The organism is Cellulomonas sp. P4_H12 (assembly GCF_056400905.1).
Genome location: NZ_JBFUKJ010000025.1, coordinates 54,199 through 80,402 on the forward strand (window position 1 = coordinate 54,199; position 26,204 = coordinate 80,402).

Here is a 26,204-nt window from a genome sequence, read left to right on the forward strand (position 1 = left end):
GGTGCACGACCCACCCTGCCGGGCGGCTCCCCGGTTGTCATGGGGGTGCAGCCCTATTCCGCGCCCGGTCCGCGGCCCGATCATGGTCGTGTGGAGACCATCCGGGTCCTGATCGCCGACGACCACCCGGTCGTGCGTCGCGGGCTGGGTGCCCTCATCGGGTCGCTCGACGGGTTCGAGGTGGTCGGGGACGTCGCGGACGGCGCGGCGGCGGTTCGCGAGACGCTGCTGCTCGCCCCCGACGCCGTCATCATGGACATCTCCATGCCGGGCGTCGACGGGCTCGAGGCCACGCGCCGCATCGCCGCCGCCGCACCGCACGTCGCGGTGCTCGTGCTGACCATGCACGACGACGACGACACCGTCTTCTCCGCCCTGCAGGCCGGCGCCCGGGGGTACCTGCTCAAGGGCGCCGAGCAGGACTCGATCGCGCACGCGCTGCGCTCGGTGGTCGCGGGGCAGATCATCTTCGGGCCGGGCGTGGCCGCCCGGGTGCTCGGCTACCTGTCGACGCCCACCCCCGGCGTCGCCTTCCCCGAGCTCACGCCGCGCGAGCGGGAGGTCCTCGACCACGTGGCGCGCGGCGACTCGAACGGCCGCATCGCTACCGAGCTGCACCTGTCGCCCAAGACCGTCGGCAACCACATCGGCTCGATCTTCGCCAAGCTGGCGGTCGCCGGGCGGGCCGAGGCGATCGTCCTCGCGCGCGAGTCCGGGCTCGGCAGGACGCCGAGGTGATCCGCGCCGCCGTCGGTCTCGGCTCGGCGGTGGTGCACGCCGTCGCCATCTACCTGTTGGCCACCCTGGTCACGCCGTGGCCCGTCACCGACCGGACGCTGATCGTGATCTGGGCCGTGGGCTGGTCCGTGGCGGCGTGGCTGTGCAGCCGGGTGCCTAGCGCCCGAGCCTTCGCCGCGCTCGCCGCCGCGACGGGCGTCCTCCTCTCCGTCGCGACGATGCTGCCGGTCCTGCTCGCGGCGACGACCCTCGCCTGCGTCGCCGGGTTCGTCGTCCTCCCCGTCGCGGTCCTCGCCTACCCCGACGGGTTCCGGCGTCCGGTCACCGCCGTCGCGCTGCCGGTGCTGCTGGTCTTCGGCGGGATCGGGATCGTCAGCGCGTCGTCCGACGGGATGGCGTGGGCGTGGCAGGTCGACGTGCTGGTCGCCGTGGTCGTCGTGGTCGGGGCCGTCTGGTGGCGGCTCGAAAGGTCGGCACCGGCGGACCGGGACGCGCTGCTGTGGCTCGCGGTGCCGTCCGCCATCGCCCTCACGGTCGCGGTGCCGCTGGCGTTCGTCCGGCCCGGCCTCACCCGCGCGGTGGTCGGCACGGTGGTTGTCCTCACGCCGCTGGCTGGGGCCTGCATGGGCATCCTGGCGCCCCACGCCCTCCCGGTCCGCACGGCCGTGCTGCGCGTGACCTCCTACACGATGGCGTCGCTGGTGGTCCTCTCGGTCTTCGCCGGGACGGTCGCCGCCGTCCAGAGCGCGACCGGTGCCACGCCGCCCGTGGGCCAGCTCGGCCTCCTCGCGGTGGCGTGCGCCCTCGGGTTCACGCCCCTGCGGCGCGTGCTCGACAGCGTGGTCGAACGGCTCATGCTGGGCGACCCGATCGACCCGGTCCGCGCCGTCTCCCGGTTCGGCGAGGACCTGTCCACGGACCCCGTCGTCGCGCTCCGTGGGTTGCGCGAGGTGCTCACGCTCCCCTACGCGGCGCTCGCCGGGCCGGGCGGCATCGAGGTGAGCACCGGCACGGTGCCGGCCGACGGCACCTACGAGCTGCCCCTGCGGGTCGGCGCACACGTGCCCGGCACCCTCGTCGTCGGGCTGCGCCCCGGCGAGCAGGGACCGGCGGACCGCGACCGCGCCGTGCTCCGCATGATCGTCCCGGCGCTCGCCCAGGCGATGCACGCCCGAGGCCTCGCCGCCGACCTGCAGGAGTCGCGCGAGCGCGTGGTCAAGGCGGTGGAGGACGACCGGCGCCGACTCCGGCACGACCTGCACGACGGGCTCGGGCCGACGCTGACCGGCGTGGCCTATGCCGCCGACGCCGCCCGCAACCTCGTGCGCACCGATCCGGACACCACCGAGGACCTGCTCGGCTCCCTGCGCGCGGACACGGCCGCGGCGATCGACGAGGTCCGGCGGCTGGTCGACGGCCTGCGCCCGTCCGCGCTCGACCAGCTCGGCCTCCTCGCGGCGCTCCGCCAGCACAGCACGCACCTGCACACCGCGGGCGGCCGGCGCCTGGAGGTCCGCCTCGACGCCGACGAGCTGCCGGAGCTGACCGCCGCCACCGAGGTCGCCGTGTACCGGATCGTCACGGAGGCGCTGACCAACGTCGCCCGGCACTCGCGCTCGCCCGTGGCGGACGTGCGCATCGCCGCGCTCGACGGGCAGCTGCGGGTTGACGTGCAGGACCAGGGCCCGGGCGCCGGCGTGTGGACGCCCGGGGTAGGGCTGGCGTCGATGCGGGAGCGCGCCGAGCAGCTGGGCGGCACGTTCGCCGCCGGGGGCGGGCGGGTGCTGGTGGAGATCCCCGTCACCTGACCCGTCTTTTGGTGACAGAACGTGCGACCATGTCAGGATGCCCAAGATCATCGGCGGTTCCCTGCACGAGCACCGTGAGCAGACCCGCCAGAAGCTCTTCGCGGCACTCTCGACGCTCATGGCCGACCAGGGGTTCGACGCCATCACGCTCGCCGAGATCGCGTCCGCCGCCGGCGTCGGGCGCACGGCCGTCTACAACCACTTCCCCGACAAGGAGTCGCTCCTGCTCGGGTTCATCACGCACGAGACCGAGCAGTACGCGGCGACGCTGCAGCGCGCGCTGGACGACATCGACGACCCGACCGAGCAGCTGCAGACCTACGTCCGCCAGCAAGCCGCGCTGACCCGTGTCTACCACCTGGCCCCCGGCCCGGAGCTGCGCTCGGTCCTGTCCCGCGGCACCCAGCAGCGCGTGCGCGAGCACGTCGTCGTGGTCGAGCAGATCCTGCGCCGCATCCTCGCGGCAGGCATCGAGTCCGGCGCGTTCCCCGAGCAGGACCTGGACGTCACGGTGCCGCTGATCAACGCCTGCCTGTCCGGCCGCGGCGTGCCGCCCGACGGACCGGAGCGCGAGCGCGCGATCGCGCAGACCGAGGCCTTCGTGCTCCGCGCCGTCGGCGCTGCACCGGTCTCCGTGCCGGCCTGACCCGGTGGCCAAGCGCGCACGCGGCGGACCCGCCCCTGCCCACCACGGCAGCCATCCCGTCGGACGCCGACCCGGGTCGCGCCCGCCGGTCCGGCGGTCCACGCCTCTCGAGCTCACGTTCCTGCCGGGGCTCGGCCCGCTGGTCGCGGAGGAGGCCGCGTCGGCCCTCCTCCTCGACGGCTCACCCGCACCGGTCCCGGGCCGGGACGACGCGCTCGAGGTCTCCGTCTGGAGCGCGCCCGCCGAGGCGCTCGCCCTGCGCACAGCCGTCGCCGCGTTCCTCGTCCTGCACTTCGACGCCCCCCGGCCCAAGTCGCTGACCAGCGGCGACCACCTCTCCCGGATCGTCGACGCCCTGTACGCGTCGCTCCGCGCCGGCAGCTCGTCCAGCTTCCGCTTCGAGGCCGCGGGCAGCGACTCGGCGGTCTTCGAGCGGCTCGCGGCCCTGCTGTCCGAGGCGACCGGCCTGCGGTACGACGAGCGCGACGGCGAGCTCGTGGTCCGCGTCCGTCGCGGCGTGCGTCCCGGGCAGTCCGGCGACCCCGGCTGGGACGTGCTGGTCCGCCTGGGCTCGCGACCGCTGTCCGCGCGGCGCTGGCGCGTCACCGACTACCCGGGTGCGGTGAACGCGACGATAGCGGCCGCCATGGTCCGGCTGGGCGGCGTGGACCCCGCCGACCGCGTCCTCAACCTCATGTGCGGCTCCGGCACCCTGCTGGTCGAGCGCCTGGCCGCCGGACCCGCGGCCGACGCCGTCGGCGTGGACCTGTCGCCCGACGCGCTCACGGCCTCGTCGGAGAACCTCACCGCCGCCACCTTCGGTCGGGCCGCCCGCCTGCTACGCGCCGACTGCACCGGCCCCGCCCTGGTCGACGCCGCGGGCGCCGGCTACGACCTCCTGCTCGCCGACCCCCCGTGGGGCACCCTGCACGGCACCCACGCGACCAACGCCGAGGTCCACGCGGGCATGCTCCGGGCGGCCCACGACGCCGCCGCGCCGGGCGCGCGGTTCGTCGTCCTCACGCACGAGATCAAGGTCATGGAGCGCTGCCTGCGCGACGCCGACGCCCTCTGGCGCGTCCGCTCGGAGACCCGCGTCTTCGCCAAGGGCCACCACCCGCGCATCTACGTCCTCGACCGCCAGTAGCCGGGCGGCGCCGGCATCACCGCTGCTCGGGTGAGAATGGGGTCGTGCGTGAGAGTCGACTGCCGCGGGTCCGTGCGTCCGATCTGGTCGGGCGGGGGTGGCTGAACACCGGCGGCCGATCGCTGGACCTCGCCGCACTGCGCGGCAAGATCGTCGTCCTCGACTTCTGGACGTTCTGCTGCATCAACTGCCTGCACGTCCTGGACGAGCTGCGGGAGCTCGAGGAGCAGCACCGCGACGTCCTGGTGATCATCGGCGTCCACTCGCCCAAGTTCGCGCACGAGGCCGACCCGGTCGCGCTGGCCGCGGCCGTCGAGCGCTACGAGGTCCGCCACCCGGTGCTCGACGACCCGGAGCTGGTCACGTGGTCGGCGTACACCGCGCGCGCCTGGCCCACGCTCGTCGTCATCGACCCCGAGGGCTACGTCGTCGCGCAGATGGCGGGCGAGGGGCACAAGCACAACGTCGAGGTCCTGGTGCGCGAGCTCGTCGCGGAGCACGAGGCCAAGGGCACGCTGCACCGCGGCGACGGCCCCTATGTGCCGCCGGCTCCCGCCGAGGGCACGCTCCGGTTCCCCGCGAAGGCGGTCGCCCTGCCCGACGGGCACCTGCTGGTCGCCGACGCCGGGCACCACAGCCTGGCCGAGCTCGAGGCGGACGGCGAGACGCTGGTCCGGCGCATCGGGTCCGGTGCGCGCGGACTCGTCGACGGCGGTCCCGACGAGGCCCGGTTCAGCGAGCCGAACGGCCTGTGCCTGGTCCCCGACGAGCTTCGGCCCGGGCTGGGCTACGACGTGCTCGTCGCCGACACCGTCAACCACGCGCTGCGCGGGGTCCGGCTCTCCGACGGCGTCGTCACGACGGTGGCCGGGACCGGCGAGCAGTACATGGTCGGCGCCTCGGACAACTTCCTGCCGTGGGACGACGACGAGGCCGACGAGGAGCTCGCGTCGATGCCGGTGGTCGGCGTCCCGGGCGACGAGGCGGCGGCCCTCGCGTCGTCCCTCACGACCACCGCGGGCGCGGGCGCACCGGCGGAGCCGTTCGTCCCCGGCCCTCGTCGGCAGAAGCTCTCCTCCCCCTGGGACGTCGCCTGGTCGCAGCCGCTCGGCGCGTTCGTCGTCGCCATGGCCGGGAACCACACGCTGTGGGCGTTCGACCACACGCAGGGCTCGATCGAGCTGCTCGGCGGCACCATGAACGAGGGCCTGCTCGACGGACCGCTGCACGAGGCGTGGTTCGCGCAGCCGTCCGGCCTGGCGGTGGGTGCCGATGACAAGATCTGGCTGGCCGACGCCGAGACCTCGGCGCTGCGCTGGGTGGACCCCGTCGCGCGGTCGGTGCACACCGTCGTCGGCGAGGGCCTCTTCGACTTCGGTCACCGCGACGGGGCCGCCGACCAGGCCCGGCTCCAGCACCCGCTCGGCGTCGCGGTGCTGCCGGACGGCTCGGTCGTGGTCGCCGATACCTACAACGGGGCGATCCGGCGGTACGCCGAGGGCTCCGTGAGCACGCTCGCCACCGACCTCGCGGAGCCCAGCGGCATCGTCGTGCTCGACGGCGGGGCCACCCTGCTCGTCGTGGAGTCCGCGGCCCACCGGCTCACCCGGATCGCGCTGCCGGCCACGCTGGTCGGCCAGATCCTCGACTCCGGCAGCCACCGCACGCAGCGACCGGTCACCGAGCTGGCGCCCGGAGAGGTCCGCCTCGACGTCGTCTTCACGCCCGCGGCCGGCCAGAAGTACGACGACCGCTACGGGCCGTCCACCCGGCTGCAGGTCTCGTCGACCCCGCCCGGGCTGCTGCTCGACGGCGCCGGCGACGACGTCGCGCTGGACCGGGTCCTGCGCCTGGACCCGACCGTGACCGAGGGCGTCCTGCACGTCACCGCCCACGCGGCGAGCTGCGATGCCGACCCCGCGATCGAGTACCCGGCCTGCCACCTCAACACGCAGGACTGGGGCGTGCCGGTCCGGCTGGTCGAGGGCGCGGCGACCACCCTGACGCTGCCGTTGCACGGCTGAGGTCAGCGCGCCCCGAGGATCGCGACGGAGGCGAGCGCGTCCAGCGACGTCGCGACGACCTCGCCCGTGGCGGCGGTCTTCGACATGCCGATCTCGACCTGCCACAGGTCGTGCATGACGACCGCGGTGGACGACTCGACCCCGAGCTCGGCGGGGCTGCCGCCGCGGGCGACCGCGGACGGGGGCTCGTCGGGGCTGCGGCGCGTCAGCACCGCCCACGCCGACCCGCCCAGGGTCTCCGTGGCGGCCGCCGCGAACGCGCACAGGCGGGGGACGACGCCGGACTGCGCGGCCACGATCGCCGCGGTGCCGGCCACGAGCACGCGCTCGGCGGTGACCGCCGGGTCGGCCGCCGCGGGCACCAGGGACCGCAGCGCCCGGGCGCGTGCCCGCTTCGCCTTGTACTGCGCGGTGTCGGCCTGCCGGAACAGGTGCCGTGCCGACACCGAGCCGGTGACGGCGGTCGAGGCGATGCCGTAGGAGATCGCGGCGCCGTGCGGCAGCGGGAACTCGGCGATGGTCGCGGCCATCACGTCGGCCACCTCGGACCGTCGGCGCCCGACCGTCACCAGGCAGAACTCGTCGCCGCCGATGCGCGCGGCTGTGGACCCCGGCAGGGCGTCGGCTGCGCGGCCCAGCACGTCCGCGACCGAGCGGAGCAGGTCGTCGCCGGTGTCGTGGCCCAGCTCGTCGTTGACCCGCTTGAGCCCGTCCACGTCGCACATGACGATGCACGTCTCGTGCCCCGACTCCAGCGCCGCCTCGGCCTCGGCGTCGGCGACGCGGCGGTTGGCCAGGCCGGTCAGCGGGTCGTCGGCGACCAGGTGACGCACCTGCGCCTCGAGGTCCACGCGCGCCACGGCCCCGGCCACGAGCGCGGCGAGCACCTCGGCGCGGGCGACGTCGTCCACGCGGAACGGGATCCCCGGACGGGTGCGGACCACGTAGAGCTGACCCCACACGCTGCCGTTGACGATGACCGGCGACGCCAGGGCGGACGCGGCGTCGATCTCGCGCAGCGTGTCGACCTCGACCGGGTCGCCAGCGTCCGGGTCGTCGGGGACGGTGGGCTCGTCGTGCACCGTGCGGGCGTGCGCGACCCAGCTGGACCGGTCGCGGATGAGGGCGCGCAGCGCGGGCCGGTCGGCGGCGCGGTACGACGCACGCGACATCCAGACGGCGCGCGGGTCCGAGGGCGGAGGCTCCACCAGCAGGATGCGGCAGGTGTCCTGGTCGATGCGACCGAACGCCGCGCGCGCCGCGTCGAGCACCTCGACGGCCGTGGATGCTGCGACGTGGGCGACCTCGTCGATGGACCGGCACCGGTCCAGACGGTGCGCAGCCAGGGCCAACGCGCGCACGCCGACCAGGCCCGCGGCGGACCTGCTGTCCGCGCGCGCACCCTGGGCGGCCACACCCCGACGCGTCACGTCGCCCATCATCGACCCTGACCCCTCTTCCCGGCGACGCAGACGGATGAGAGGTCCGTGAGATCACCCGTCTGATTGACGCGGAGGCGTCGGCGAGTGCGCTACCGGCTCAACGGACGCTGTCTCGCAGGCCTCAGGCGCTGGCGCGGATCGCGCCGATCACGCGCACCTGCACGTCGACCCCGTCGACGTCGCCGGGCAGGTCGGGCCCGGCACTGGTGGAGAGGTTGACCTGCAGCCGGTAGTCGTCCCCGTCGCCGGCCCGGGCGATCCCGATGCCGCGCACGTCGGAGCGGCCCTCCAACGTCGTGCGCAGGCGCTCCTTGGCTGCGCGTGCGTGCTCGAGGTCCGCCATCCGTGCACCGCCTCCCGCCGACCGCGACGGCCGCGGGGGGCGGCTGGTCCGACGATCGTCAGACCAGTGTGACCCCAAGGGCGTCCAGAACGGCATCGATCGGGTTGATGTACGTCAACCCGGTGCCATTGTCTCCCCCCGACTCCGAGCCCGCAAAGAGCAGCCCGAGCGCGACGCCGTCCTCGCGGTACACCAGCGACCCCGAGTCGCCACCGCGGGAGAACGGCCCCGACCCGGTGGACTCGATCTCGATCTGGTTGTCGAAGCTGAGCTCACCGAGCTCCTCGCCGTAGCCGACGACGACGTTGTCCAGCTCGATCGCCGAGACGCGCCCGCGGGTGACCGCGGTGGTGCGCCCGATCTTGGCCACCTGCTCGCCGCCCAGCGCGACGGCCGTCGTGGTGATCCGGCCGACCGGGTACTCGGGGTCCACCTCCTGCTCGTCGAGCAGGGCGATCGCGCAGTCGACCGTCGCGTCGCCGTTCGGCTCGAGCTCCACCCGGGCCGCCAGCGTGCCGACCCGGTCCCGCGGAGCCTGGCCGCCGTCCGCGGGTCCTGGCTGCACGATGACGTCCCCGACCTTCGCCTGCGGGGTGCCCGACAGCACGTGGTAGTTGGACAGCACGTGCACCTTGCCGGCCCGGTGCACGAACGCCCCCAGGGTGCCCGCGGTGACGTCGACGTGGGCGATCGAGATGCCCGGCCGCAAGGGGCGGACGCGCCCGGTCTCGCCCAGCGCGCGGGCGGTGATGACCGGGGGCCGCGGGCGGACGCGGCGGTCGTCGTCGGCAGCCAGCGTCTTGATCCGGCCCGTGCGACGGACGTCGGCGTCGGGCAGCTCCGCGGCGACCTTGCGGGCGATGCTGCGGACCGACGGCAGACCCAGGCGGTAGCGGATGGCGAGCGCGTACGACCCGTCGGGCTGCGGCGCGAGGCCGATGGCCAGCGCCGGGCCGCCGTCCGCCACGTCCGACGGTCGTACCCGCCGCTCCGACAGCTCCCGTGCGAGGTCGACCGCCTGCGCCTTGGTCTCGCGTGCCTCGCCGTGGTCCATGCATCCCCCTGCTGGTCGGTTCGCCCGGTACCTCCCGGAGCGCTGTCAGTCTGCACTGCGCCGCCCACACGCGCAGCGCCTCAGTCCGACGCGCGCGCCGAGACCGGGCGCGCGTCGGGCGGGGCCTCGCCCACGTCCGCGACCGGCCGCGGGTCGTAGCGCTGCGGGGTCAGGTCCGCCCGGCCGATGCGCCCGAGCCGGAACCAGCGGAGCCCCTGGCGGGTCTGGCACCACGCGACGAGGTACCAGGTGCCGCGCGTGCGGGCGAGCACGACGGGCTCGATCCTTCTGCGCGTCGTCTGCCCCGACGAGCTCCGGTACTCGATCGCCAGCACGCGCCGGCTGCCCAGCGACTCCTCGACGGCCCGGAGCACGCGCGCCGGGGCGACGTCCTCGCGCTCGTCGGGACGCGACCACACCCGGCCGGCCAGCTCGTCAGCCCGCGCCCGGTCGGCCGGCGTCAGCGCGTCGAGGACCTTGGCGCGCGCGGCGTCCGCGTCGGCCCCGAACGGGCTGCCCGGCGGCAGCGCCCGGACCGCGAGCGCGAGCGCCACCGCCTGCGCCGGCGTGAAGTTCACCGGCGGCAGGGCGACGGACGCGGCGAGCACATAGCCGCCGCCGAGGCCGGCCTGGGCCACCACGGGCAGGCCGGTCTGCTGCAGCGAGGAGATGTCGCGCTTCACCGTCCGGGGCGACACCTCGAACAGCCGCGCCAGCCGGGTGCTCGTGGTGCCGGCGCGGCCGACGCGGCGAAGCTCCTCGGCGAGGGCGTAGAGACGGTCGGTGCGGTTCACGGTCCCAGCATGGTGACACAAAGGTGACATCCCGGTGTCACCGGTCCCGGTGGACGCTGGCTCCATGACAACTTCCCTGGTTCTGATCCCCGGTTTCTGGCTCGGCGGCTGGGCGTGGGACGACGTCGTCGCGGCCCTGCCCGACGGGTTCGACGCCTACCCCGTGACCCTCCCCGGGCTCGTGCCCGGCGCCGACCGCGGCGACATCACCCGCGCCGACCACGTCCAGGCCGTCGTCGACCTCGTCGACAGCCTCGAGGGCGACGTCGTGCTGGTCGGGCACAGCGGCGGCGGCGCGCTCGTCGGCGAGGTCGTGGACAGGCGGCCCGACCGCGTCAGGCGGGCGATCTACGTCGACTCCGGACCGCTGGAGGAGGGCGCGGCCACCAACGCCGCCGCGACCGAGGACATCGAGGTGCCGCTACCCACCTGGGCCGAGCTCGAGGCTCAGGGGTCGAGCATCGAGGGCATCGACGACGCCGGTCTCGCCGAGTTCCGCCGCCGGGCGCTGCCCCACCCCGCCCAGGTCGTGCGGGGCGCCGTCCACGTGAGCGACCCGCGGCGGTTCGACGTGCCGGCCACGGCGATCTGCACGAGCCTGCCGTCCGAGGTGCTCAGGACGATGGCGCACGGCGGCCCGCCGTTCCACACCGAGCTGGGCGAGTGCTCCGACCTCACCTATGTCGACCTGCCCACCGGGCACTGGCCGATGTTCTCGCGGCCGGCGGACCTCGCGGCGGCGATCGCGGAGGCGGCTCGCGCGTAGTGCATCCGAGGACGGGTCCGGCGCCGAAGAGGGGGTGTCAGCACATCGGCCGCCCGGCGTACCCGTCGGGCCCTGTCCTCGAAGGACGCACCATGCGCGCTCGACTTCTCGCCGGCATCGCCGCCGGCACGCTCGCCCTCCTCACGGCCGCCACGGGTCCCGCGTCGGCCGCCGACAGCGACGCCCAGCTGTCGGTCTTCCACGGCGTCCCCGGCCTCACGGTCGACGTCTACGTCAACAACAAGCTCACGCTCGACAACTTCGAGCCCGGCGCCATGGCCGGTCCGCTGGCCCTCCCGGCCGGCACCTACACGGTGGCCATCACGGCGGCCGACGCGGCCGACGCCAGCTCGCCCGCCATCGGACCGGTCGACCTCCAGCTCGCGGCCGGCAAGAACTACACGGCCGTCGCGCACCTCGACGCCGCGGGCGCCCCGACGGCGACGCTGTTCACGAACGACACCTCCACGACGGCCGCCGGGCAGGGTCGGCTCACCGTCCGGCACGTCGCCGCAGCGCCGGGCGTCGACATCCTCGCGGGTGGCAGCCCGGTCATCACGAACCTGACCAACCCCGACGAGAAGGTGCTCAACCTCCCCGCCGGGACGGTGTCCGCCAGCGTGACCGCCACGGGCACGACGACCCCGGCACTGCTCGGCCCGGCCGACGTGCCGATCACCGAGGGCACCAACACGATCGTCTACGCGTGGGGCAGCGCCACCGCCTCGCCCGCGACCCTCGCGCTCGCGGTGCAGACCATCAGCGGTCTGCACGGCAACCCGTCCGGCGTGAACGCCGGTGAGGTCGGGCTCGCGGCCGACGGCGGCACCCCCGCCTGGCCGATCGCGCTCGGTGCGCTCGCCGTCGCCGGCCTGGTCGGGCTCGGGTTCGCCCGTCGCACCGCGGCGCAGCGGAGCTGATCCTGCCGATGACCAGCACGTCGTGGCCCGGGACGGCGCTCGCGCCGTCCCGGGCTGCGGCACGCGTGCTCGCGACCGTCGTCGTCCTGGGCGCGACGCTCGGCCCGCTGACCGCGTGCACCGGCCCGGAACCTACCTCCGAGCCGGCGGTCGCGGCGTCGTCGCGGGGGACGTCACCGCGGCGCCGCCACCCGTGCGGCTCGTCGTGCCCGACGTGGGCATCGACATGCCCGTCGACCCCGTCGGGGTGCGGGACGACGGCGAGATGCAGATCCCCGAGGACGCCGACCGCGCCGGCTGGTACCAGTACGGTCCCGCGCCCGCCGACCCCGCCGGCGCGACCGTCCTGGCCGCGCACGTCGACAGCCGGCTCACCGGCATCGGACAGTTCGCCAAGCTCCGGGACGTGGGCGTCGGCGCCACGCTCACCCTGACGACCGCCGACGGCAGCGAGCACGGTTACCGCGTCGTGAACGTCGAGAAGATCCCGAAGGAGGGGGCGCCCGTGGACCAGTGGTTCGACCGGTCCGGCGCGCCACGGCTCGTGCTGGTGACCTGCGGTGGCACGTTCCGCCGCGACATCGGGCACTATACGGACAACGTCGTCGTCACGGCCGAGCCGCTAGGTGGGTAGTCGTGACACTGCTGCAGGCACGTGAGGAGCTGTCCGTGAGCGCACCCGGGACCGGGCCCGCGGGCTCGTCGCGCCCGGCGCATCGCGTGGATCCGGACGGTGAGGGCGTCGAGGAGCTCGGCGCGGCGTTCGCGCAGGGGGACGAGACCGCGGTCGCCGAGGCGTACCGGCGCTGGTCGGCGCTGGTGCACACCGTGGCTCTCCGGTCGCTCGGCAGCCTGACGGACGCCGAGGACGTCACGCAGCAGGTGTTCGTCGAGGCCTGGCGCAGCCGGCACCGGTTCGACCCCGCGCAGTCCCGGCTCCCCGCCTGGCTGCTGGGCATCACCCGGCACGTCGTCGCGGACACGCACGAGAAGCGGGCGCGTGACCGTCGGCTGCGGGACAAGTCGGTGGCCGGGGCCCTCGAGACGCCGGTCCCGTCGGTGGACGGCCGCGTCGTCGACCGCGTGCTGGTGGCCGACGAGCTCGACCGCCTGGGTGACCCGCAGCGCACCATCCTGCGGCTCGCGTTCTACGACGACCTCACGCACGACCAGATCGCCAGCAGACTGGACCTGCCGCTCGGCACGGTGAAGAGCCACGTCCGGCGCAGCCTCGCCCGGCTGCGGACCCGATGGGAGGTGGACGGTGCCGTTCGATGAGTCGCACGTGGACGACGACCTGCTGGCACTCCTCGCCCTCGGCGAGCCGGCCGGGTCGACGTCGGACCTCGCGCACATCGAGGAGTGCGAGCGCTGCACCGACGAGCTCGAGTCGCTGCGCGAGGTGGTCGAGCTCGCCCGCTCCGGCGACCCCGCCGACGCGCTCGTCGCGCCCGCGCCCGCGGTGTGGGACCGCATCGCCGGCGAGCTCGGGCTCTCGCCGGGCGCCCAGGCGCTGGCCACGGCCGCAGCGCCGGAGCGCCCCACCGCAGCCCCGGCCGAGCCGCTCGCGCCCGTGGTCCAGCTCGACGAGCKCCGGGAGAGGCCCCGCGCGTGGCGCTGGGTCGCCGCCGCGGCGGCCGCCGGACTCGTGGTCGGCGGCGGCGGCGCGTGGTGGGTGGCCAACCACGACGACACCCCCACCGTGCTGGCGACCGCGACCCTCGAGCCGCTGCCCGGCTGGGACGCGTCCGGTTCCGCGATGGTCGAGACGGGGGCCGACGGCAGCCGCGTGCTCGTCGTCGATCTCTCGCACGACGCCCCGTCCGGCGAGGGGTTCCGCGAGGTCTGGCTGCTCAAGCCCGACGTGAGCGGGCTGGTCAGCCTGGGCACGCTCGAGGGGACGTCCGGACGGTTCGACCTGCCCGCCGGCCTCGACCTGTCGCAGTACTCCGTGGTCGACGTGTCCGAGGAGCAGTTCGACGGCAACCCCGCGCACTCCGGCGACTCGATCGTGCGCGGCCCGCTGGAGGCCTGAGACAGCAGGACGCCCCCTCCCGGTGGGAGGGGGCGTCCTGTCGTCGTGCTGTCAGACCGCGGGCGGGGCGGCCGGCGGCTGCTGCTGCTGGACCGGCACCTGCTGGACGGGCTGGACCGGCGCGGCCACGGGGGCCGCAGGAGCAGCCGGTGCCGCGTTCGGCGTGGTGCGCTGCTCGACCACCGCGGTGTGCGACGTGTTGCTGCGCTGAGCGTTGAGCACGATCGCCAGGATCAGTGCGATGACGCCTGCAGCCATGCAGATGTAGCCGATCACCACCAGGTTGACCCCGTCGACCGCGTCGCTGACGCCGAACGAGAGGATCGCGCCGATGACGATGAGGGCGATGCCGCCTCCGATACCCATGTCCGGTCCTTCCGTCGTGCCGGGCGTCGGTCACCCGGCTTCGACCCGCGAGTCTGGTCCCGACCGGCCGACCCCGCACGTCGAGACGGTCGGCTACCCGAGGATCTCGGGATAATTCGTCCGCTCGTCACCCGTCCGGGTGAGCACGTGCTCAGCCAGGAACGCCTCCACCACCTGGTACCAGACGATCGCGTGCTGCGGGCTCAGCACCCAGTGGTTCTCGTCGGGGAAGTAGAGGAAGCGGTGCGGCGTCCTGCCCTCGTCGTCCGCCGCCAGGCCGCTCTTGGCCAGCAGCTCGTACCAGAGCCGCAGACCCTCGCCGATGGGCACGCGGTAGTCCTTGTCGCCGTGGATCACCAGCATGGGCGTGACGATCTTCTCGACGTGCAGGTGCGGCGAGTTGTCGAGCGCCATCTGCTCGGTCATCTCGCGGCCCCAGTAGAACGCCGCGTCCGTCGTCGGACCGAACTGGTCCAGCGCCCACAGGCTCGCGTGCGTGACGATCGCCCGGAAGCGGTCCGTGTGACCGGCCACCCAGTTGGCCATGTAGCCGCCGAACGACCCACCCATCGCCGCCGTGCGGGTCTCGTCGATGTCGTCCCGACCCTCCACGGCATCCGTGATCGCCATCAGGTCCGTGTACGGCGCGCCGCCCCAGGCACCCCAGCCGTCCTGGATGAACTGCTGGCCATAACCCGTCGAGAGCGCGGGGTCGGGCAGCAGCACCGCGTACCCGCGGGCGACCAGGATCCACGGGTTCCACCGCCACGACCACGCGTTCCACGACCCCAGCGGCCCGCCGTGGATCCAGAGCAGGAGCGGGGCCTTCTCGGTCGTCGCCGGCAGCGCGAGCCAGCCCCGCACGCGCCGGCCGTCCCCCGTCGTCGTCTCGACCTCCGTCAGCGTGCCGGGCAGCTCGGGCGTCGCGACGGGGCTCGTGAGCGCCGTGACCTGCTTCGTCGCCAGGTCGATGCGCACCGGGTGGCTCGGCGCCTCGTACGACGTCCGCAGCGCGTACGCCGTCGTCCCGTCCGGGCTCACGCTCACATCAGTGAACGTCGCGTCGTCGCTGGTCAGGCGCGTGACCTCGTCCGTGCCGAGGTCGATCCGGAAGACCGGGCCCCGGCCGTCCTCGTCGGCGAGCACCAGCAGCCCCGAGCTGTCCGGCAGCCACACCGGCTCGTGGGGCCAGCGGTCCCACGTGGGCGCGAGCGTGCGCGGCTCGCCGCCGGCCAGCGGCACGACCTCGAGCGTGATCCGCGGTGCCTCGTGCGGCGTCGAGATCGTCTCGCGCGTGAACGCGACCCACTGCCCGTCCGGCGACACGCGCGGCGACAGCGCGTCGCCGGCCGGGTCGTCGACGAGCACGCGGTGCTCCCCCGACGCCGCGTCGATGGCGACGAGCCGGTTCCGCTGCTCACCGCGCGCCTGCGGCACGGACCAGCCGGTGACGACCGTCCGGCCGTCCGGGCTGATGTCCCAGGCCTGCTCGACGAGCGCCGACCGCGCCCCCGGCGTCACGTCCGTCAGCGGCAGCCGCGGGTCGGTGCTCGACGCGAGGGGCGCGACGACCTCGTCGCCGACCGTCGCGACGAACAGGTGCGGCGACTCCGGCCCGAGGTCGTGGTCCCAGAACCGCACCGGGTACGAGTCGTGCAGGATCGCCGCGACCTTCTTCTCCTTGCGGGCCTTGCGCAGCTTCTCGTCGGTGTCGGCGTCCGTGGCGCTGGGCAGCACGTCCGACCCGACGAGCACGACGTCCGCGTCCCTGGCCACGCGCACGCCCCCGAGCCCGGAGGCGCGGTGCGCCACGACGCGCGCCTCCGCCCCGTTCTTCGGCAGCAGCCACAGCGACGGGACCGCGTCGTCGTCCTTGTCGTCGTCGTTGTCCGGGTCCGGCCGCGTGCTGGTGAAGAGCAGGTCGCCGTTCCTGGTGAACGCGGCGCTGGACTCACCCTTCGCGCTGCGCGTCAGCCGGCGCGCCGGCTCCTGGTTGGCGGGGTCGACCTCCCACAGGGCCGTGACGAACTTGGTCTTCTTGCTGTTCAGCGTCGCGACGGCGGTCACCAGCCGCGTCCCGTCCGGCGACAGCACCAGGCCGTTGAGCCGCGGGATGGCGACGTAATGATCGAGATCATGAAAGGGCGTCGAAGTCATGCGCTCCGTCCTACCACCTGCACCTGTCCCCCGCGGCCGCTGCGGCGGAGGCGCGTCAGCCCGGTCGGCGACGCGCGAGGCGCCGAACCCGACATGAGTGCCGGCTCGAGGTCCCCAGACGGCACTCATGTCGGGTTCGGCTACCGCGCGCGTTCCAGCGCTACCCGGATGGCTGTCGTGACCAGGGTCGGTGTCGCGATGTCCGCGGACGTGAAGCGCAGGAGGTCGACGCGACCCGATGTGATCAGCGCGTTCTGTCGGCGGCGGTCCCGCAGGAGCGCGTCCGGCGCCTCGTGGAACTCCCGGCCGTCGATCTCGGCGATCAGCCACCGCCCGTCGCGCAGACGCCATCCCATGTCGCCCCGGCCGAGAAGCTGACCCCGATCCGATCGAATCTCGACCTGCAGCTCATCGGGCGGGATGCCGGCATCCACGCACACGAGCCTGGCGAACGTCTCCAGCGGGGACTCGGCCCTCCCGTCCATCAGGGGCCACCACGTGAGGGCACGCGCCGCACCCCGACGCCCGCGGAGTCTGTGCCGGACGGTCTCGAGCTCCTCGCCGGTGAGCAGCCCACGATGGACGAGATTGTCGAGAACCGCGACCGCGTGCTGCCGAGGCAGTGCCGGCACCGCCTGGACGAGCGCGGGGATCACGGCCGCGATCGTGCGATCCCCGTAGCGGGTCGTCTCGAAGTCGCCGTAGGTGCGCACACGCATCTGGTCGCGATGCCGTCCGGCGCTCGACCGCGGAAGAGCGACCTCGGGCACGACGTCCGGCGGAAGGCCCGCCACGCCGTGGAGCGCCAAGGCACAGGCGCCGACGGAGATGGCGCTCGGTCCGTATGCGAGCATCGCGAGCCAGGCGGCTCGACGTCGACGGTGGTCCGCGTCGCGGCGGCGATCGCGCCCGGGTGTCACGTCGAAGACGCCGTGGGTGACCCGTTCCCAGGCCTCGTCCCGGACCAGCCGCGAGCGCCTGGCCGCCCCGACACCGAGCTTCTCGCACTGCGACGCCGACACGAGGCCCTCCTGACGGAACGCCGTCGACAGAAGCGAGCGGGGTGGCGGCTCAGTTCTCACCCCGTACATCCCAGGTCACGCTGCCACCCCGATCGGTGCCCCAGCCTCCATCGGTGGCGAGCTCGTGCATCGCGACGGCCTGTGGACGGCTCGGAGATCCGGCCCAACCCGACATGAGTGCTTCCTCCAAGCCGCCAGAAGGCACTCATGTCGGGTTCGACCGTCGGGTGACGGATGCGTTCCGCACGGTTCGCGCGGGAGGGTGGTCCCGACGACGGGAGGGGTCATGGAGCTGGGGCTGAGTGGATCGGTCGCCGTGGTGACCGGGGCGAGCAAGGGGATCGGGCTGGCTGTCGTCGGGGCGCTCGTCCGCGAGGGAGCGCGCGTCGTCGCCGGAGCGCGGAGGTCGAGTCCCGAGCTCGACGAGCTCGCGCGAGGAGGTCTCGTCGAGGTGGTCGCGGTCGACCTGGCCGACCCCGACGGGCCCGAGCGGCTGGTGGCGCACGCCGGCGACCGGGTCGACGTGCTGGTCAACAACGTGGGCATCGCGCCCGTGCGGACCGGAGGATTCGTCTCGATCACCGACGACGACTGGGCCGCCACCCTCAACCTCACGCTCATGGCCGCCGTGCGCGCCGCCCGTGCGGCGATCCCGCGCATGCTCGAGCACGGCGGCGCGATCGTGACGGTCGGCTCGGTCAACGCGGTGCTGGCGGACCCCGGAGTCCTCGACTACAGCGCCGCCAAGGCCGCGCTCGCGAGCGTGTCGAAGTCGCTCTCCAAGGAGCTCGGGCCGCGCGGGATCCGCGTGAACACCGTCGCGCCCGGGCCTGTGGCGACCGCGCTGTGGCTCGGTGGCGGCGGGGTCGCGGAGTCGTTCGCCGCGGCCGGTGGCGTCTCCGCCGACGACGTCGTCAAGGGTGCCGAGGCCAGCATGGTGACCGGCCGGTTCACGCGTCCCGAGGAGGTCGCCGACCTCGTCGTCCTGCTCGCCAGCCCGAGGACCGGCAACGTCACCGGCTCCACGTTCACCATCGACGGTGGCCTGCTCACCCAGACGTGAGCGTGATCCGGCCGCACGGGTCGGTCACAGCGGTTGTCCACAACCGGGTGAACCGTCGTGACGCGGGCCGTCCGTTTTCGGTACGTTCGCCCGCATGCCCTGGCTGACGAGCTCTCGCAGTGGTCTCCGGCTCGTCGCGCCTATGACCGCGTTGGTCCTGCTGGCGTCGTGCACCGGCGGGACCCCGGAGGCGACGGAGTCCTCGACGGCCACCGTCGTGGTGACGCCGACACCGATTCCGACGCCGACGCCGTCAGCCAGCGCGGATGTGACCGTGAAGCCCTCACGCCCCGCCGCCCTTGACGAGCCCCCGAGCGTCGATGGGGCGGTAGAGGTGGGGACCTACTTCCAGCTTCTCTTTCCGTACGTCTTCGCAACTGGAGATCTGAGCGACTGGAATACGCTGAGCCACCCGGACTGTCTCTACTGCGCGGGTGTCACCTCTGACGTTCAAACCATGTTCCAGAGCGGGAATCACACGGTCGGTGGCGCCTTCGATGTGACAAAGACTTCAGGCGGAGAGGTTGACCCCGGCGCGTGGTACACCGTGACCGTCCATCTAGTTCAGTCGCCGTCCGAGACCGTGAATAGTCAGGGCGGTGTCGTCGAGTCGTTTCCCGAGACGAAGTCCGGAGTCGTCGACCTCGCCGTCATCTGGAGCGACGGTGCGTGGAGGATCCGTGAGGCCACGCCGACGGCGGACGCGCAGTCGTGAACCACCAGCGAACATTGGCAATCCTGGTCCTCGCAGTGACTCTGCTGATTGCTGGATCGACCGCGCAGGCGGCAGACAACTTTGATGGGAGAGCCAAAGGCGATGCCGTCGGGATCTCCGCATTCGTAGGCGAGCAAGCACTTAGGTCGTATGCGCACGCCAACGTCCCGCCGACGGAGGAACTCTTCCAACTCCGTCGTGCTGCCTTGTGCAACGTGACATCGGGCGCGCTGGAAGCCGAGATCGGAGGGACGTGCGCTCCGCCGGACGGCTCGGTGACGCCGAACTGCGGCGACGACAACCCCGTGCAGCCGCTGTGGCGACGGGATCGCCAAAGGCCGGCCGACCCATGGGGCCCCTGGCGAATGATCACCGGGTGGGCTTGCCCCGACGACCTTCTGCCGACGCTCACGGCCGAGGACTTCCGGCTCCTGCCCATCGCGCCGCAGGTCGTGCAGATGCAGCCGGACCGCGGGTGGGTGCTGGTGAACAAGGAGACGATCGTCCTCACGGACGCGGCCGAGCAGACGTTTCGCACGGACCTGCTCGGGTACGGGGTCGACGTGATCGCGACGCCGACGCACTTCACCTGGGACTTCGAGGACGGCTCGCGGCAGCTGTCCACCACGAGCCCGGGGCACCCGTACCCGGCGTTCGACGTGTCGCACGTCTACACCGACCCGGGGGCGGCGCAGACGATCACGCTCACCACCACGTGGTCGGGCCGGTACCGGGTGGACGGCGACGACGAGTGGCGCGACGTGGTGGGCACCGCGGAGACGACGAGCACGTCGGGGGCGTTCGAGGTGGTCGAGCGACGGTCGCACCTCGTGGCGCGGGACTGCGTCGAGGATCCCGACCAGGTCGGCTGCGGCTGAGTCGGTCGCGGGAGTCGCTCGACGAGGTCGGCAAGCACGTCGGCTGAGCCGGTCGCGGGAGTCGCTCGACGAAGCCCGGCAAGGGTGTCAGTCGCGGGAGTCGCGCTCGGCCAGGCCGGCGAGCATCGCGTTGTACTCGTCCATCTCCACGTCGCCCTCGCGGTCGACGCGGCGGTCGCGGCGGCGGGCGGTGCGGTCGTCGTCGCGGGACCAGGCGACCGCGACGCCGATGGCCAGGGCGAGGGTCGGGATCTCCCCGATGCCCCAGGTGATCGCGCCTCCGGCCTGCTGGTCGGCGATCGCGGACGCGCCCCACGGGCGGCCCATCAGGCCGAACCAGTCGGCGACGAGCAGCACGTCGCCGGTCACCATGGTCACGCCGAAGAAGGCGTGGAACACCATGGTCGCGAAGAGCAGGAGCAGTCGCTGCGGGTAGGGCAGCCGCTTGGGACCGGGGTCGATGCCCACGAGCGCGTTGACGAACAGGTACCCGACGGTCGTGAAGTGGACGACCATCGCGAGGTGCCCGACGGGGCTGCGCAGCGACCACTCGAACAGGCCGGAGTAGTAGAACAGCAGCATCGAGCCGATGAAGTTCACGGCGGCGACGACGGGGTGCGCGAAGAACTGCCCGACCCGGCTGTGGACGATCACGAGGATCCACTCACGGGGGCCGCGGGACTCGTCGTCGCGAAGCTGGGTCGAGCGCACGGGCAGCGCCCGGAGCGCCAGGGTCACGGGCGCCGACAGGGCCAGGAACAGCGGCACGACCATGGCCAGCGTCATGTGCTGGACCATGTGCGCGCTGAACAGCACGTGCCCGTAGAGGTTGGGGCCGCCGTTGGTGGCCCACAGGAAGAGGACCATGCCGGTCGACCAGGACGCGGCCCGGAGCAGGGACCACGAGTCGCCCCGGCGACGCAGCCGGAACACCCAGCGCCAGTACACGATCAGGCCGGCGACGGCCGCCGACGCGAGCACCAGGTCCCAGCGCCACTCGGTCAGCCAGCGCAGCGCGGTCGGCTCGGGCGGCAGCGGGTGGCCGGTCAGCTGGTAGGCCGGGGACTGGTCGAGCGGCGGCTCCTCGGACACGGGCGGCGCGGTCTCGCCGAGCGCGACGGCGACGCCCGACACGGCGCCCATGACGGTGAGCTCGACGAGCACGAGCCGCCAGAACAGCCAGTCGGTCGTCCTCGTCGCCAGCTGGGGCAGCACGGCGCGCCGGTGGGCGAGGCCGAGCAGCCCGAGGGCGCCGAACAGGGCGGTCTTCACCAGCAGCAGCACGCCGTAGGGCGTCGTGAGGTCGTCCCATCCGCTGGTCCGCAGCAGGCCGTTGACCAGCCCGGACACCGCGATCGCCGCGTAGCACCAGCCGGCGATCACCGAGTAGCGCGCGACGGACGCGGACAGGTCGGAGCCGACCCGACGGACGAGGAGGGCCAGCGCGGCTAGGGCCCCGATCCACACGGCCGCGCCGACGAGGTGCACCACCATCGACGACGTCGCGATGTCGTGGCCGGACGCCCCCGCGGCGTGCCCGAGCTGCGCCTGCTGCCAGAGGGCGACGAGCACGAGGACGGTGGTCCAGGCGGCGCCGGTGGGGGTCGCGACGACGAGCGACAGGGCCGTGACGACGGCCGCGACGGTGGTGATGAGCAGGAGCGTGCGGCCGAGGTCGATCTGCGTCACGAAGACGCCGAGCTCCGCCCCGAACGACGCGGAGTCGAGCGGCCGGCCGGCCACGCTGGCGTAGGTGAGGACCAGGTGGGCGATCGACAGGACCGTCCACGTGCCGGCGGCGAACCCCGCCAGCACGGTGCTGCGCGGGTAGGCGGTGCCGTCCGCAGTGCCGATGCCGGCGCGCGCGGCCCTCGTCGAGGCGGTGGCCGCGCGGCGCGGCAGCACGCACACGGCGAGCACGAGCGCGCCGAGCGTCACCGAGCCGGCGAGCTCGGCGAGGGTGGTCGTCGCGGGCAGCCCCCACCGGACGGCGACGCCGGGATCGCGCAGCAGAGCCGGCAGCGCCGCCCCGGAGAACGCGACTCCGAGCAGCGCCGCCACGACGGCCGCGACGGCGAGCACGGCGACACGCCAGGGGCTCGGGGGTCGACGCACGCCGACCCCCGGTCCCCCGGCGCTCGCGCGGCCGGCGCTCGTCACCGACGCAGTCATCGGACCAGCGTAGGTCGCCGGACGGGCAGGTCCGTCACGACGACGGCCGCCTCCGCAGCAGCAGCCACGCGACGATCCCGCCGGCCACCACGAGCACGGCCGCGATCCCGACGAGCAGGCCGGCGGAGACGTGACGCTCCTCGGACGGCGACGCCGGGGCCGAGGCGGCCACCTCCGCCGAGCTGGTGGGAGCCGGCACGGCGGAGGCCGTCATCGTCGGCGCCGCCGTCGCGACGCCGTAGGACGTGTCCCCGGTCGCCGTGAACGCGAAGCGCCCCTCGATGGGGTGCCCGTCGGCGGAGGTCACGCGGTAGATCACCGTGTACACCCCGGCCGGGAGCGCCCCCGTGACCTCCTGCGTGACGGTGTTGTCGACGAGCACCGGCGGCCCGACGTTGACCATCCGCTCGTTCGGGTCGTGCACCATGACCTCGGTGCCGACGAACAGCGCGGGCTCGTCGAACGTCAATGTCACGTGGTCCGGCACGACCGCGACCGTCGAGCCGTCCGCGGGGTCGGTGCTCTGCAGGACGTCGTGCGCCTGGGCCGCGGTCGCGCCGGCGACGGGCAGGGCCAGCAGGGCGCCGGCGATCAGGGCGAGCAGCGGCCGGCGCACCGACGTGGTGGCGATCATGCGTCCACCCGCCGACGACGCGCGGTCAGGGCCAGCCCGACCGCCACGGCGCCGAGCACCAGACCGCTTGCGCCGATCACGCGCGCGAGGGTGTCGGGTGCGCCGCCGGACCCGTCGACCGCCGTCGTCGTGAGCTCGGGGGCGGGGTGCTCCGGCTCGTCGGCGCCCTCGTCGGCAACGTCGTCCCAGTCGACGACCGTGCCGTCGGTGTACGTCTGGTGCGCCGGCAGGACGAGGCGCGTCCCGGCGTCGGGCAGCGGGCCGACCGAGATCTCGAACTCCTGGAACTGCCCGTCGCCGATCTCGGCGCCGGGGTCGGCGGTCCAGGTGACGTGCGCGGGCGCTTCCGTCAACGTGGTGCCGAAGAAGTCGACGGGGTCGGGCAGCGGCGCCTTCTCGACGACCGCCGTCCAGCCGGGCAGCGGCTTGGTGGACACGGAGAGCAGGGGCGTGCCGGTCGGGAGGTCGACCGTGACCTGCGAGGTCGAGGCGTCGGCCGACTCGTTGGGGACGCGGAACGTCAGCACCGTGAAGCCGCCGGCGGCGGTCTGCTCGGGGACCACCCGGACGTGGGCGGACGCAGCGGTGGCGGGGAGGAGGGCGAGGGCGAGGGCGGCGGCGAGGGTCGCGCCGACGCGGGTCGTCGAGGGCATGCGGGGGTCCTTGGAGGTCGTCGATGTCGGGCGGCGCGCGGTCGGCCCGACCACCGGCTCGACCGGTCAGCGCGGGGGGACCACGGAGGACTGCCACACGGGCGGACCTCGCAGCGGCACGACGTCGCGCCACCACTCGTACCCGGACCAGGGCACGTCGGCAGGCGTCGGCAGCACACCGCGGGGCACGACGACGACCGGGTCGGCGCCGCCGACGAGCGGCCGGAGCCACGCCGCGAGCCACCACAGGGAACGGTCGGCGCCGACGACCGCGAGCGCGACGACGACCGTCGCCGCGACGTGCAGGACGAGCATCGCCGACCCGCCGAGCAGCGGTCGCGACGCGACGCCGGAGCCGGTGCAGACGGCCTGCGACTGCATGACCATGCCGGCGTGGTGCGCGTGCCCGAAGAGCGCGGCCTCGTCCATCGGTCCGGACATGCACGTCATCGAGGTGAACAGGCTGAACGCCGAGTGCACCGCGAGCTGGCCGACGCCGAGCAGGGCGACCGCTCCGACCGGACCGAGCCGGCGCGCCGTCAGCACCACGGCCGCGGCCAGCACCAGCGCGGTCAGGGTGACGAGCACGACGAACGGCGGGAGCCCACCGCCGGCGAGCACGTGCGCGAGGGCGGCGAGCGCGACGGTCACCACGGCGACCGTGCCGGCGCGCACGAGGCGCAGCGGACCGGTCGCGGGAGCGGGCATCCCGCCACGGTAGCGGCCGGCGCGGGAGTCGTCCGCCCCACGAACCGGTTTTCCGGGCCGCACGGGGCTTCGCGACGCTCGGGGGCGGAATCGCGGTGACCGGGAACACATCCCGGTGGCACCGTTGTTGCCAGGTTGGTACGGGATGGTTGTCCTGCGCAACCACCTGAGGGTGTCAGACCCCTCCCGTAGCGTCACCCGCCAGTGCAGTCGCCTCACGCGTCCCCCGTCTGCCGAGAAGGTCCGATGTCGCAGCAGAGCACCACCACCGAACCCCCCGCCCAGGACAGCGCCTCGACGTTCGTCCCGCCGACCCACCGCGAGATCCTCACGATCCTCGGCGGCCTGATGCTCGGCATGTTCCTCGCCGCGCTGGACCAGACCATCGTCGCCACGTCCATCCGCACCATCGGCGACGACCTCAACGGGCTCTCCCTGCAGGCCTGGGTGACCACGGCGTACCTGCTGACGGCGACGATCTCGACGCCGCTGTACGGCAAGCTCTCGGACATCTACGGCCGCAAGCCGCTGTACATGATCTCGATCTCGATCTTCGTCGTCGGCTCCCTGCTGTCCGGCACCGCCGACTCGATGTACCAGCTGGCGGTCTACCGCGGGATCCAGGGACTCGGCGCCGGTGGCCTCATGGCCCTGGCCATCACGATCCTCGGCGACCTCGTCGCGCCGCGCGAGCGCGCCCGCTACCAGGCGTACTTCCTCGCGGTGTTCGGCACGTCGTCGGTGCTCGGCCCGGTGGTCGGCGGCTTCTTCGCCGGTGCGGAGACGATCCTCGGCATCACCGGCTGGCGCTGGGTCTTCCTCATCAACGTGCCCATCGGCATCGTCGCGATCATCGTCATCTCGCGCGTGCTGCACCTTCCGCCGCTCAAGCGCGTCGACCACAAGATCGACTACCCCGGCGCGCTCGCCCTGATCGTCGCCCTGGTGCCGCTGCTCGTCGTCGCCGAGCAGGGCCGCATCTGGGGCTGGGACTCGAGCAGCTCGATCGCCTGCTACGTCATCGGCGTGATCGGCATCGCGGCGTTCATCCTCGCGGAGCGGTACGCCAAGGCCGACGCGATCCTGCCGCTGTACCTGTTCCGGAACCGCACGTTCTCGGTGGGCGCGGGGGCCAACACCGTCATCGGCCTGGGCATGTTCGGCGGCCTGGCGACGCTCCCGCTCTACCTGCAGATCGTGAAGGGCCAGACGCCGACCGAGGCGGGCCTGACGCTCATCCCGTTCACGCTCGGCATCATGTCGGGCTCGATCATCGCGGGCCAGACCACGTCGCGGACCGGCCGCTACAAGCTGTTCCCCGTCGCGGGCACGATCCTCATGGGCGCCGGAGCGCTGCTGTTCTCCCGCCTGGAGTCGGGCACCACCCTGCCGTTCGTCTTCTCGGTCTCCGTGCTGTTCGGGCTGGGCCTCGGCTTCACCATGCAGCCGCTGGTGCTGGCCGTGCAGAACGCCGTGCAGGTGCGCGACATGGGCGTCGCGACGTCGTCGTCCCTGTTCTTCCGCCAGATGGGCGGCACGCTGGGGACGGCCGTGTTCCTGTCCGTGCTCTTCTCGACGGTCGGGGGCAACATCGCGTCGGCCTTCCGGACCGCGGCCAAGACGCCCGCGTTCCAGGCGGCGGTGGCCGATCCTGCGGTCCAGGCCGATCCGGCGAACGCTCCGGTGCTGGCGATGCTGCAGCCCGGCGGCGGCGGCACGGTGCCGTCACTGAACGACTCGTCGTTCATCAACAACCTGGACCCGCGGCTCGCACAGCCGTTCCTCGACGGCTTCGCGCAGTCGGTGGACACCGTCCTGCTGCTGGCAGCCTGCATCATGGCCGTCGGCGTCATCCTCACTGTGATGCTCCCCGAGCTGCCCCTGCGCAACGTGTCCGGGATCCAGGGCCGGTTCGACGAGGCCGCCGACGCAGCAGCCGCCGCGAACCCTCAGCCCGCGCAGGCCGCGGCGGCCACGGCCGTCGGCGGTGTCGCGAGCATCGTCGCCGACGACGCGGCGGTGACCCGCGCGGAGGCGGCGGCCGACGACGAGGACGAGGCGGGATACGCGGCCGAGGCCGACGACCCCCGCCGAGAGGAGTCGGTCCACGCGGACTGAC

25 protein-coding genes are annotated in these 26,204 nt (G+C 73.6%); 14 read left to right on the plus strand and 11 right to left on the minus strand.

Annotation, left to right across the window (positions count from 1 at the left end; all coding sequences use genetic code 11):
• The first annotated feature begins 90 nt into the window (after window positions 1-90).
• From AC1DQC_RS14945 to AC1DQC_RS14965, 5 genes are read left to right on the plus strand one after another with little or no spacing between them, the layout of a single operon-like run.
• Complete coding sequence (locus AC1DQC_RS14945; protein ID WP_477052036.1) at window positions 91-738, plus strand: response regulator; 648 nt, start codon at window positions 91-93, stop codon at window positions 736-738.
• Entirely contained in the window at window positions 735-2,546 is a 1,812-nt protein-coding gene (locus AC1DQC_RS14950) for a sensor histidine kinase (protein WP_477052037.1), read from the plus strand. Before AC1DQC_RS14945 ends, AC1DQC_RS14950 begins: the two co-directional genes overlap by 4 nt.
• A 37-nt stretch (window positions 2,547-2,583) precedes the next feature.
• On the plus strand, window positions 2,584-3,192 hold the full coding sequence (locus AC1DQC_RS14955; RefSeq protein WP_477052038.1) for a TetR/AcrR family transcriptional regulator: 609 nt from the start codon (window positions 2,584-2,586) through the stop codon (window positions 3,190-3,192).
• Between the two features lie 4 nt (window positions 3,193-3,196).
• Window positions 3,197-4,339 carry a methyltransferase gene (locus AC1DQC_RS14960; RefSeq protein ID WP_477052039.1) on the plus strand — a complete coding sequence of 381 codons (1,143 nt, stop codon included), beginning with the start codon at window positions 3,197-3,199 and terminating at the stop codon, window positions 4,337-4,339.
• Window positions 4,340-4,383: 44 nt separating this feature from the next.
• Window positions 4,384-6,363, plus strand: coding sequence for an NHL domain-containing thioredoxin family protein (locus tag AC1DQC_RS14965; RefSeq protein ID WP_477052040.1), 1,980 nt, complete (start codon window positions 4,384-4,386; stop codon window positions 6,361-6,363).
• A gap of 2 nt (window positions 6,364-6,365) precedes the next feature.
• Here AC1DQC_RS14965 and AC1DQC_RS14970 read toward each other — a convergent pair whose 3' ends face one another.
• From AC1DQC_RS14970 to AC1DQC_RS14985, 4 genes are all read right to left on the minus strand, one after another.
• Window positions 6,366-7,802, minus strand: coding sequence for a GGDEF domain-containing protein (locus AC1DQC_RS14970; RefSeq protein WP_477052041.1), 1,437 nt, complete (start codon window positions 7,800-7,802; stop codon window positions 6,366-6,368).
• Window positions 7,803-7,926: 124 nt separating this feature from the next.
• Entirely contained in the window at window positions 7,927-8,148 is a 222-nt protein-coding gene (locus AC1DQC_RS14975) for a hypothetical protein (RefSeq protein WP_477052042.1), read from the minus strand.
• A gap of 58 nt (window positions 8,149-8,206) precedes the next feature.
• Window positions 8,207-9,202 carry a chymotrypsin family serine protease gene (locus AC1DQC_RS14980; protein WP_477052043.1) on the minus strand — a complete coding sequence of 332 codons (996 nt, stop codon included), beginning with the start codon at window positions 9,200-9,202 and terminating at the stop codon, window positions 8,207-8,209.
• An 80-nt stretch (window positions 9,203-9,282) separates the two neighbouring features.
• Window positions 9,283-9,996: a helix-turn-helix transcriptional regulator gene (locus AC1DQC_RS14985; RefSeq protein ID WP_477052044.1), complete on the minus strand. Its 714-nt coding sequence runs from the start codon at window positions 9,994-9,996 to the stop codon at window positions 9,283-9,285.
• A gap of 64 nt (window positions 9,997-10,060) precedes the next feature.
• On the opposite strand from AC1DQC_RS14985, the gene AC1DQC_RS14990 reads away from it, so the two are divergent.
• The 5 genes from AC1DQC_RS14990 (at window position 10,061) to AC1DQC_RS15010 (ending at window position 13,717) form a co-directional block, all read left to right on the plus strand.
• The gene (locus AC1DQC_RS14990; RefSeq protein ID WP_477052045.1) at window positions 10,061-10,762 is read left to right on the plus strand and encodes an alpha/beta hydrolase; all 702 of its coding nucleotides are present in this window, start codon (window positions 10,061-10,063) and stop codon (window positions 10,760-10,762) included.
• A 92-nt stretch (window positions 10,763-10,854) separates the two neighbouring features.
• Window positions 10,855-11,682 (plus strand): DUF4397 domain-containing protein, encoded by an 828-nt coding sequence (locus AC1DQC_RS14995; RefSeq protein WP_477052046.1) that lies wholly within the window; start codon window positions 10,855-10,857, stop codon window positions 11,680-11,682.
• A 115-nt stretch (window positions 11,683-11,797) separates the two neighbouring features.
• Window positions 11,798-12,316 (plus strand): class F sortase, encoded by a 519-nt coding sequence (locus AC1DQC_RS15000; protein ID WP_477052047.1) that lies wholly within the window; start codon window positions 11,798-11,800, stop codon window positions 12,314-12,316.
• 35 nt (window positions 12,317-12,351) lie between these two features.
• Window positions 12,352-12,960, plus strand: coding sequence for an RNA polymerase sigma factor (locus AC1DQC_RS15005; RefSeq protein WP_477052048.1), 609 nt, complete (start codon window positions 12,352-12,354; stop codon window positions 12,958-12,960).
• Window positions 12,947-13,717: an anti-sigma factor gene (locus AC1DQC_RS15010; RefSeq protein ID WP_477052049.1), complete on the plus strand. Its 771-nt coding sequence runs from the start codon at window positions 12,947-12,949 to the stop codon at window positions 13,715-13,717. Before AC1DQC_RS15005 ends, AC1DQC_RS15010 begins: the two co-directional genes overlap by 14 nt.
• A gap of 51 nt (window positions 13,718-13,768) precedes the next feature.
• Here the strand turns inward: AC1DQC_RS15010 and AC1DQC_RS15015 are convergent, their stop codons facing one another.
• The 3 genes from AC1DQC_RS15015 to AC1DQC_RS15025 form a co-directional block, all read right to left on the minus strand.
• The gene (locus AC1DQC_RS15015; RefSeq protein WP_477052050.1) at window positions 13,769-14,083 is read right to left on the minus strand and encodes a DUF6458 family protein; all 315 of its coding nucleotides are present in this window, start codon (window positions 14,081-14,083) and stop codon (window positions 13,769-13,771) included.
• A 93-nt stretch (window positions 14,084-14,176) separates the two neighbouring features.
• Window positions 14,177-16,240 (minus strand): prolyl oligopeptidase family serine peptidase, encoded by a 2,064-nt coding sequence (locus AC1DQC_RS15020; protein ID WP_477052051.1) that lies wholly within the window; start codon window positions 16,238-16,240, stop codon window positions 14,177-14,179.
• A 140-nt stretch (window positions 16,241-16,380) separates the two neighbouring features.
• Window positions 16,381-16,674 carry a hypothetical protein gene (locus tag AC1DQC_RS15025; protein WP_477052052.1) on the minus strand — a complete coding sequence of 98 codons (294 nt, stop codon included), beginning with the start codon at window positions 16,672-16,674 and terminating at the stop codon, window positions 16,381-16,383.
• An 874-nt stretch (window positions 16,675-17,548) separates the two neighbouring features.
• Between AC1DQC_RS15025 and AC1DQC_RS15030 the strand changes: the two genes are divergently transcribed.
• From AC1DQC_RS15030 to AC1DQC_RS15040, 3 genes are all read left to right on the plus strand, one after another.
• Window positions 17,549-18,325, plus strand: coding sequence for an SDR family NAD(P)-dependent oxidoreductase (locus AC1DQC_RS15030; protein WP_477052053.1), 777 nt, complete (start codon window positions 17,549-17,551; stop codon window positions 18,323-18,325).
• Between the two features lie 94 nt (window positions 18,326-18,419).
• A complete protein-coding gene (locus AC1DQC_RS15035) occupies window positions 18,420-19,040 on the plus strand; it encodes a DUF6318 family protein (protein ID WP_477052054.1) in 621 nt (206 codons plus the stop codon).
• Between the two features lie 365 nt (window positions 19,041-19,405).
• A complete protein-coding gene (locus AC1DQC_RS15040; protein WP_477052055.1) occupies window positions 19,406-19,918 on the plus strand; it encodes a hypothetical protein in 513 nt (170 codons plus the stop codon).
• 87 nt (window positions 19,919-20,005) lie between these two features.
• On the opposite strand, the gene AC1DQC_RS15045 is transcribed toward AC1DQC_RS15040, so the two are convergent.
• The 4 genes from AC1DQC_RS15045 to AC1DQC_RS15060 form a co-directional block, all read right to left on the minus strand.
• Window positions 20,006-22,090 (minus strand): bifunctional copper resistance protein CopD/cytochrome c oxidase assembly protein, encoded by a 2,085-nt coding sequence (locus tag AC1DQC_RS15045; protein ID WP_477052056.1) that lies wholly within the window; start codon window positions 22,088-22,090, stop codon window positions 20,006-20,008.
• Window positions 22,091-22,124: 34 nt separating this feature from the next.
• Window positions 22,125-22,724, minus strand: coding sequence for a copper resistance CopC family protein (locus tag AC1DQC_RS15050; RefSeq protein ID WP_477052057.1), 600 nt, complete (start codon window positions 22,722-22,724; stop codon window positions 22,125-22,127).
• Complete coding sequence (locus tag AC1DQC_RS15055) at window positions 22,721-23,377, minus strand: YcnI family copper-binding membrane protein (RefSeq protein WP_477052058.1); 657 nt, start codon at window positions 23,375-23,377, stop codon at window positions 22,721-22,723. Before AC1DQC_RS15055 ends, AC1DQC_RS15050 begins: the two co-directional genes overlap by 4 nt.
• Before the next feature lie 66 nt (window positions 23,378-23,443).
• A complete protein-coding gene (locus tag AC1DQC_RS15060) occupies window positions 23,444-24,085 on the minus strand; it encodes a hypothetical protein (RefSeq protein ID WP_477052059.1) in 642 nt (213 codons plus the stop codon).
• Between the two features lie 246 nt (window positions 24,086-24,331).
• On the opposite strand from AC1DQC_RS15060, the gene AC1DQC_RS15065 reads away from it, so the two are divergent.
• On the plus strand, window positions 24,332-26,203 hold the full coding sequence (locus AC1DQC_RS15065; RefSeq protein WP_477052060.1) for an MDR family MFS transporter: 1,872 nt from the start codon (window positions 24,332-24,334) through the stop codon (window positions 26,201-26,203).
• Window position 26,204 lies beyond the last annotated feature (1 nt).

What these genes read in the sequence shown, in the direction of transcription:
- AC1DQC_RS14955 (WP_477052038.1), top strand. Translation starts at nt 2,584, where the DNA reads ATGCCCAAGATCATCGGCGGTTCCCTGCACGAGCACCGTGAGCAGACC.
- AC1DQC_RS14970 (WP_477052041.1), bottom strand. Translation starts at nt 7,802, where the DNA reads ATGGGCGACGTGACGCGTCGGGGTGTGGCCGCCCAGGGTGCGCGCGCG.
- AC1DQC_RS14975 (WP_477052042.1), bottom strand. Translation starts at nt 8,148, where the DNA reads ATGGCGGACCTCGAGCACGCACGCGCAGCCAAGGAGCGCCTGCGCACG.
- AC1DQC_RS14980 (WP_477052043.1), bottom strand. Translation starts at nt 9,202, where the DNA reads ATGGACCACGGCGAGGCACGCGAGACCAAGGCGCAGGCGGTCGACCTC.
- AC1DQC_RS14990 (WP_477052045.1), top strand. Translation starts at nt 10,061, where the DNA reads ATGACAACTTCCCTGGTTCTGATCCCCGGTTTCTGGCTCGGCGGCTGG.
- AC1DQC_RS14995 (WP_477052046.1), top strand. Translation starts at nt 10,855, where the DNA reads ATGCGCGCTCGACTTCTCGCCGGCATCGCCGCCGGCACGCTCGCCCTC.
- AC1DQC_RS15015 (WP_477052050.1), bottom strand. Translation starts at nt 14,083, where the DNA reads ATGGGTATCGGAGGCGGCATCGCCCTCATCGTCATCGGCGCGATCCTC.
- AC1DQC_RS15020 (WP_477052051.1), bottom strand. Translation starts at nt 16,240, where the DNA reads ATGACTTCGACGCCCTTTCATGATCTCGATCATTACGTCGCCATCCCG.
- AC1DQC_RS15030 (WP_477052053.1), top strand. Translation starts at nt 17,549, where the DNA reads ATGGAGCTGGGGCTGAGTGGATCGGTCGCCGTGGTGACCGGGGCGAGC.
- AC1DQC_RS15035 (WP_477052054.1), top strand. Translation starts at nt 18,420, where the DNA reads ATGCCCTGGCTGACGAGCTCTCGCAGTGGTCTCCGGCTCGTCGCGCCT.
- AC1DQC_RS15040 (WP_477052055.1), top strand. Translation starts at nt 19,406, where the DNA reads ATGATCACCGGGTGGGCTTGCCCCGACGACCTTCTGCCGACGCTCACG.
- AC1DQC_RS15045 (WP_477052056.1), bottom strand. Translation starts at nt 22,090, where the DNA reads ATGACTGCGTCGGTGACGAGCGCCGGCCGCGCGAGCGCCGGGGGACCG.
- AC1DQC_RS15050 (WP_477052057.1), bottom strand. Translation starts at nt 22,724, where the DNA reads ATGATCGCCACCACGTCGGTGCGCCGGCCGCTGCTCGCCCTGATCGCC.
- AC1DQC_RS15055 (WP_477052058.1), bottom strand. Translation starts at nt 23,377, where the DNA reads ATGCCCTCGACGACCCGCGTCGGCGCGACCCTCGCCGCCGCCCTCGCC.
- AC1DQC_RS15060 (WP_477052059.1), bottom strand. Translation starts at nt 24,085, where the DNA reads ATGCCCGCTCCCGCGACCGGTCCGCTGCGCCTCGTGCGCGCCGGCACG.
- AC1DQC_RS15065 (WP_477052060.1), top strand. Translation starts at nt 24,332, where the DNA reads ATGTCGCAGCAGAGCACCACCACCGAACCCCCCGCCCAGGACAGCGCC.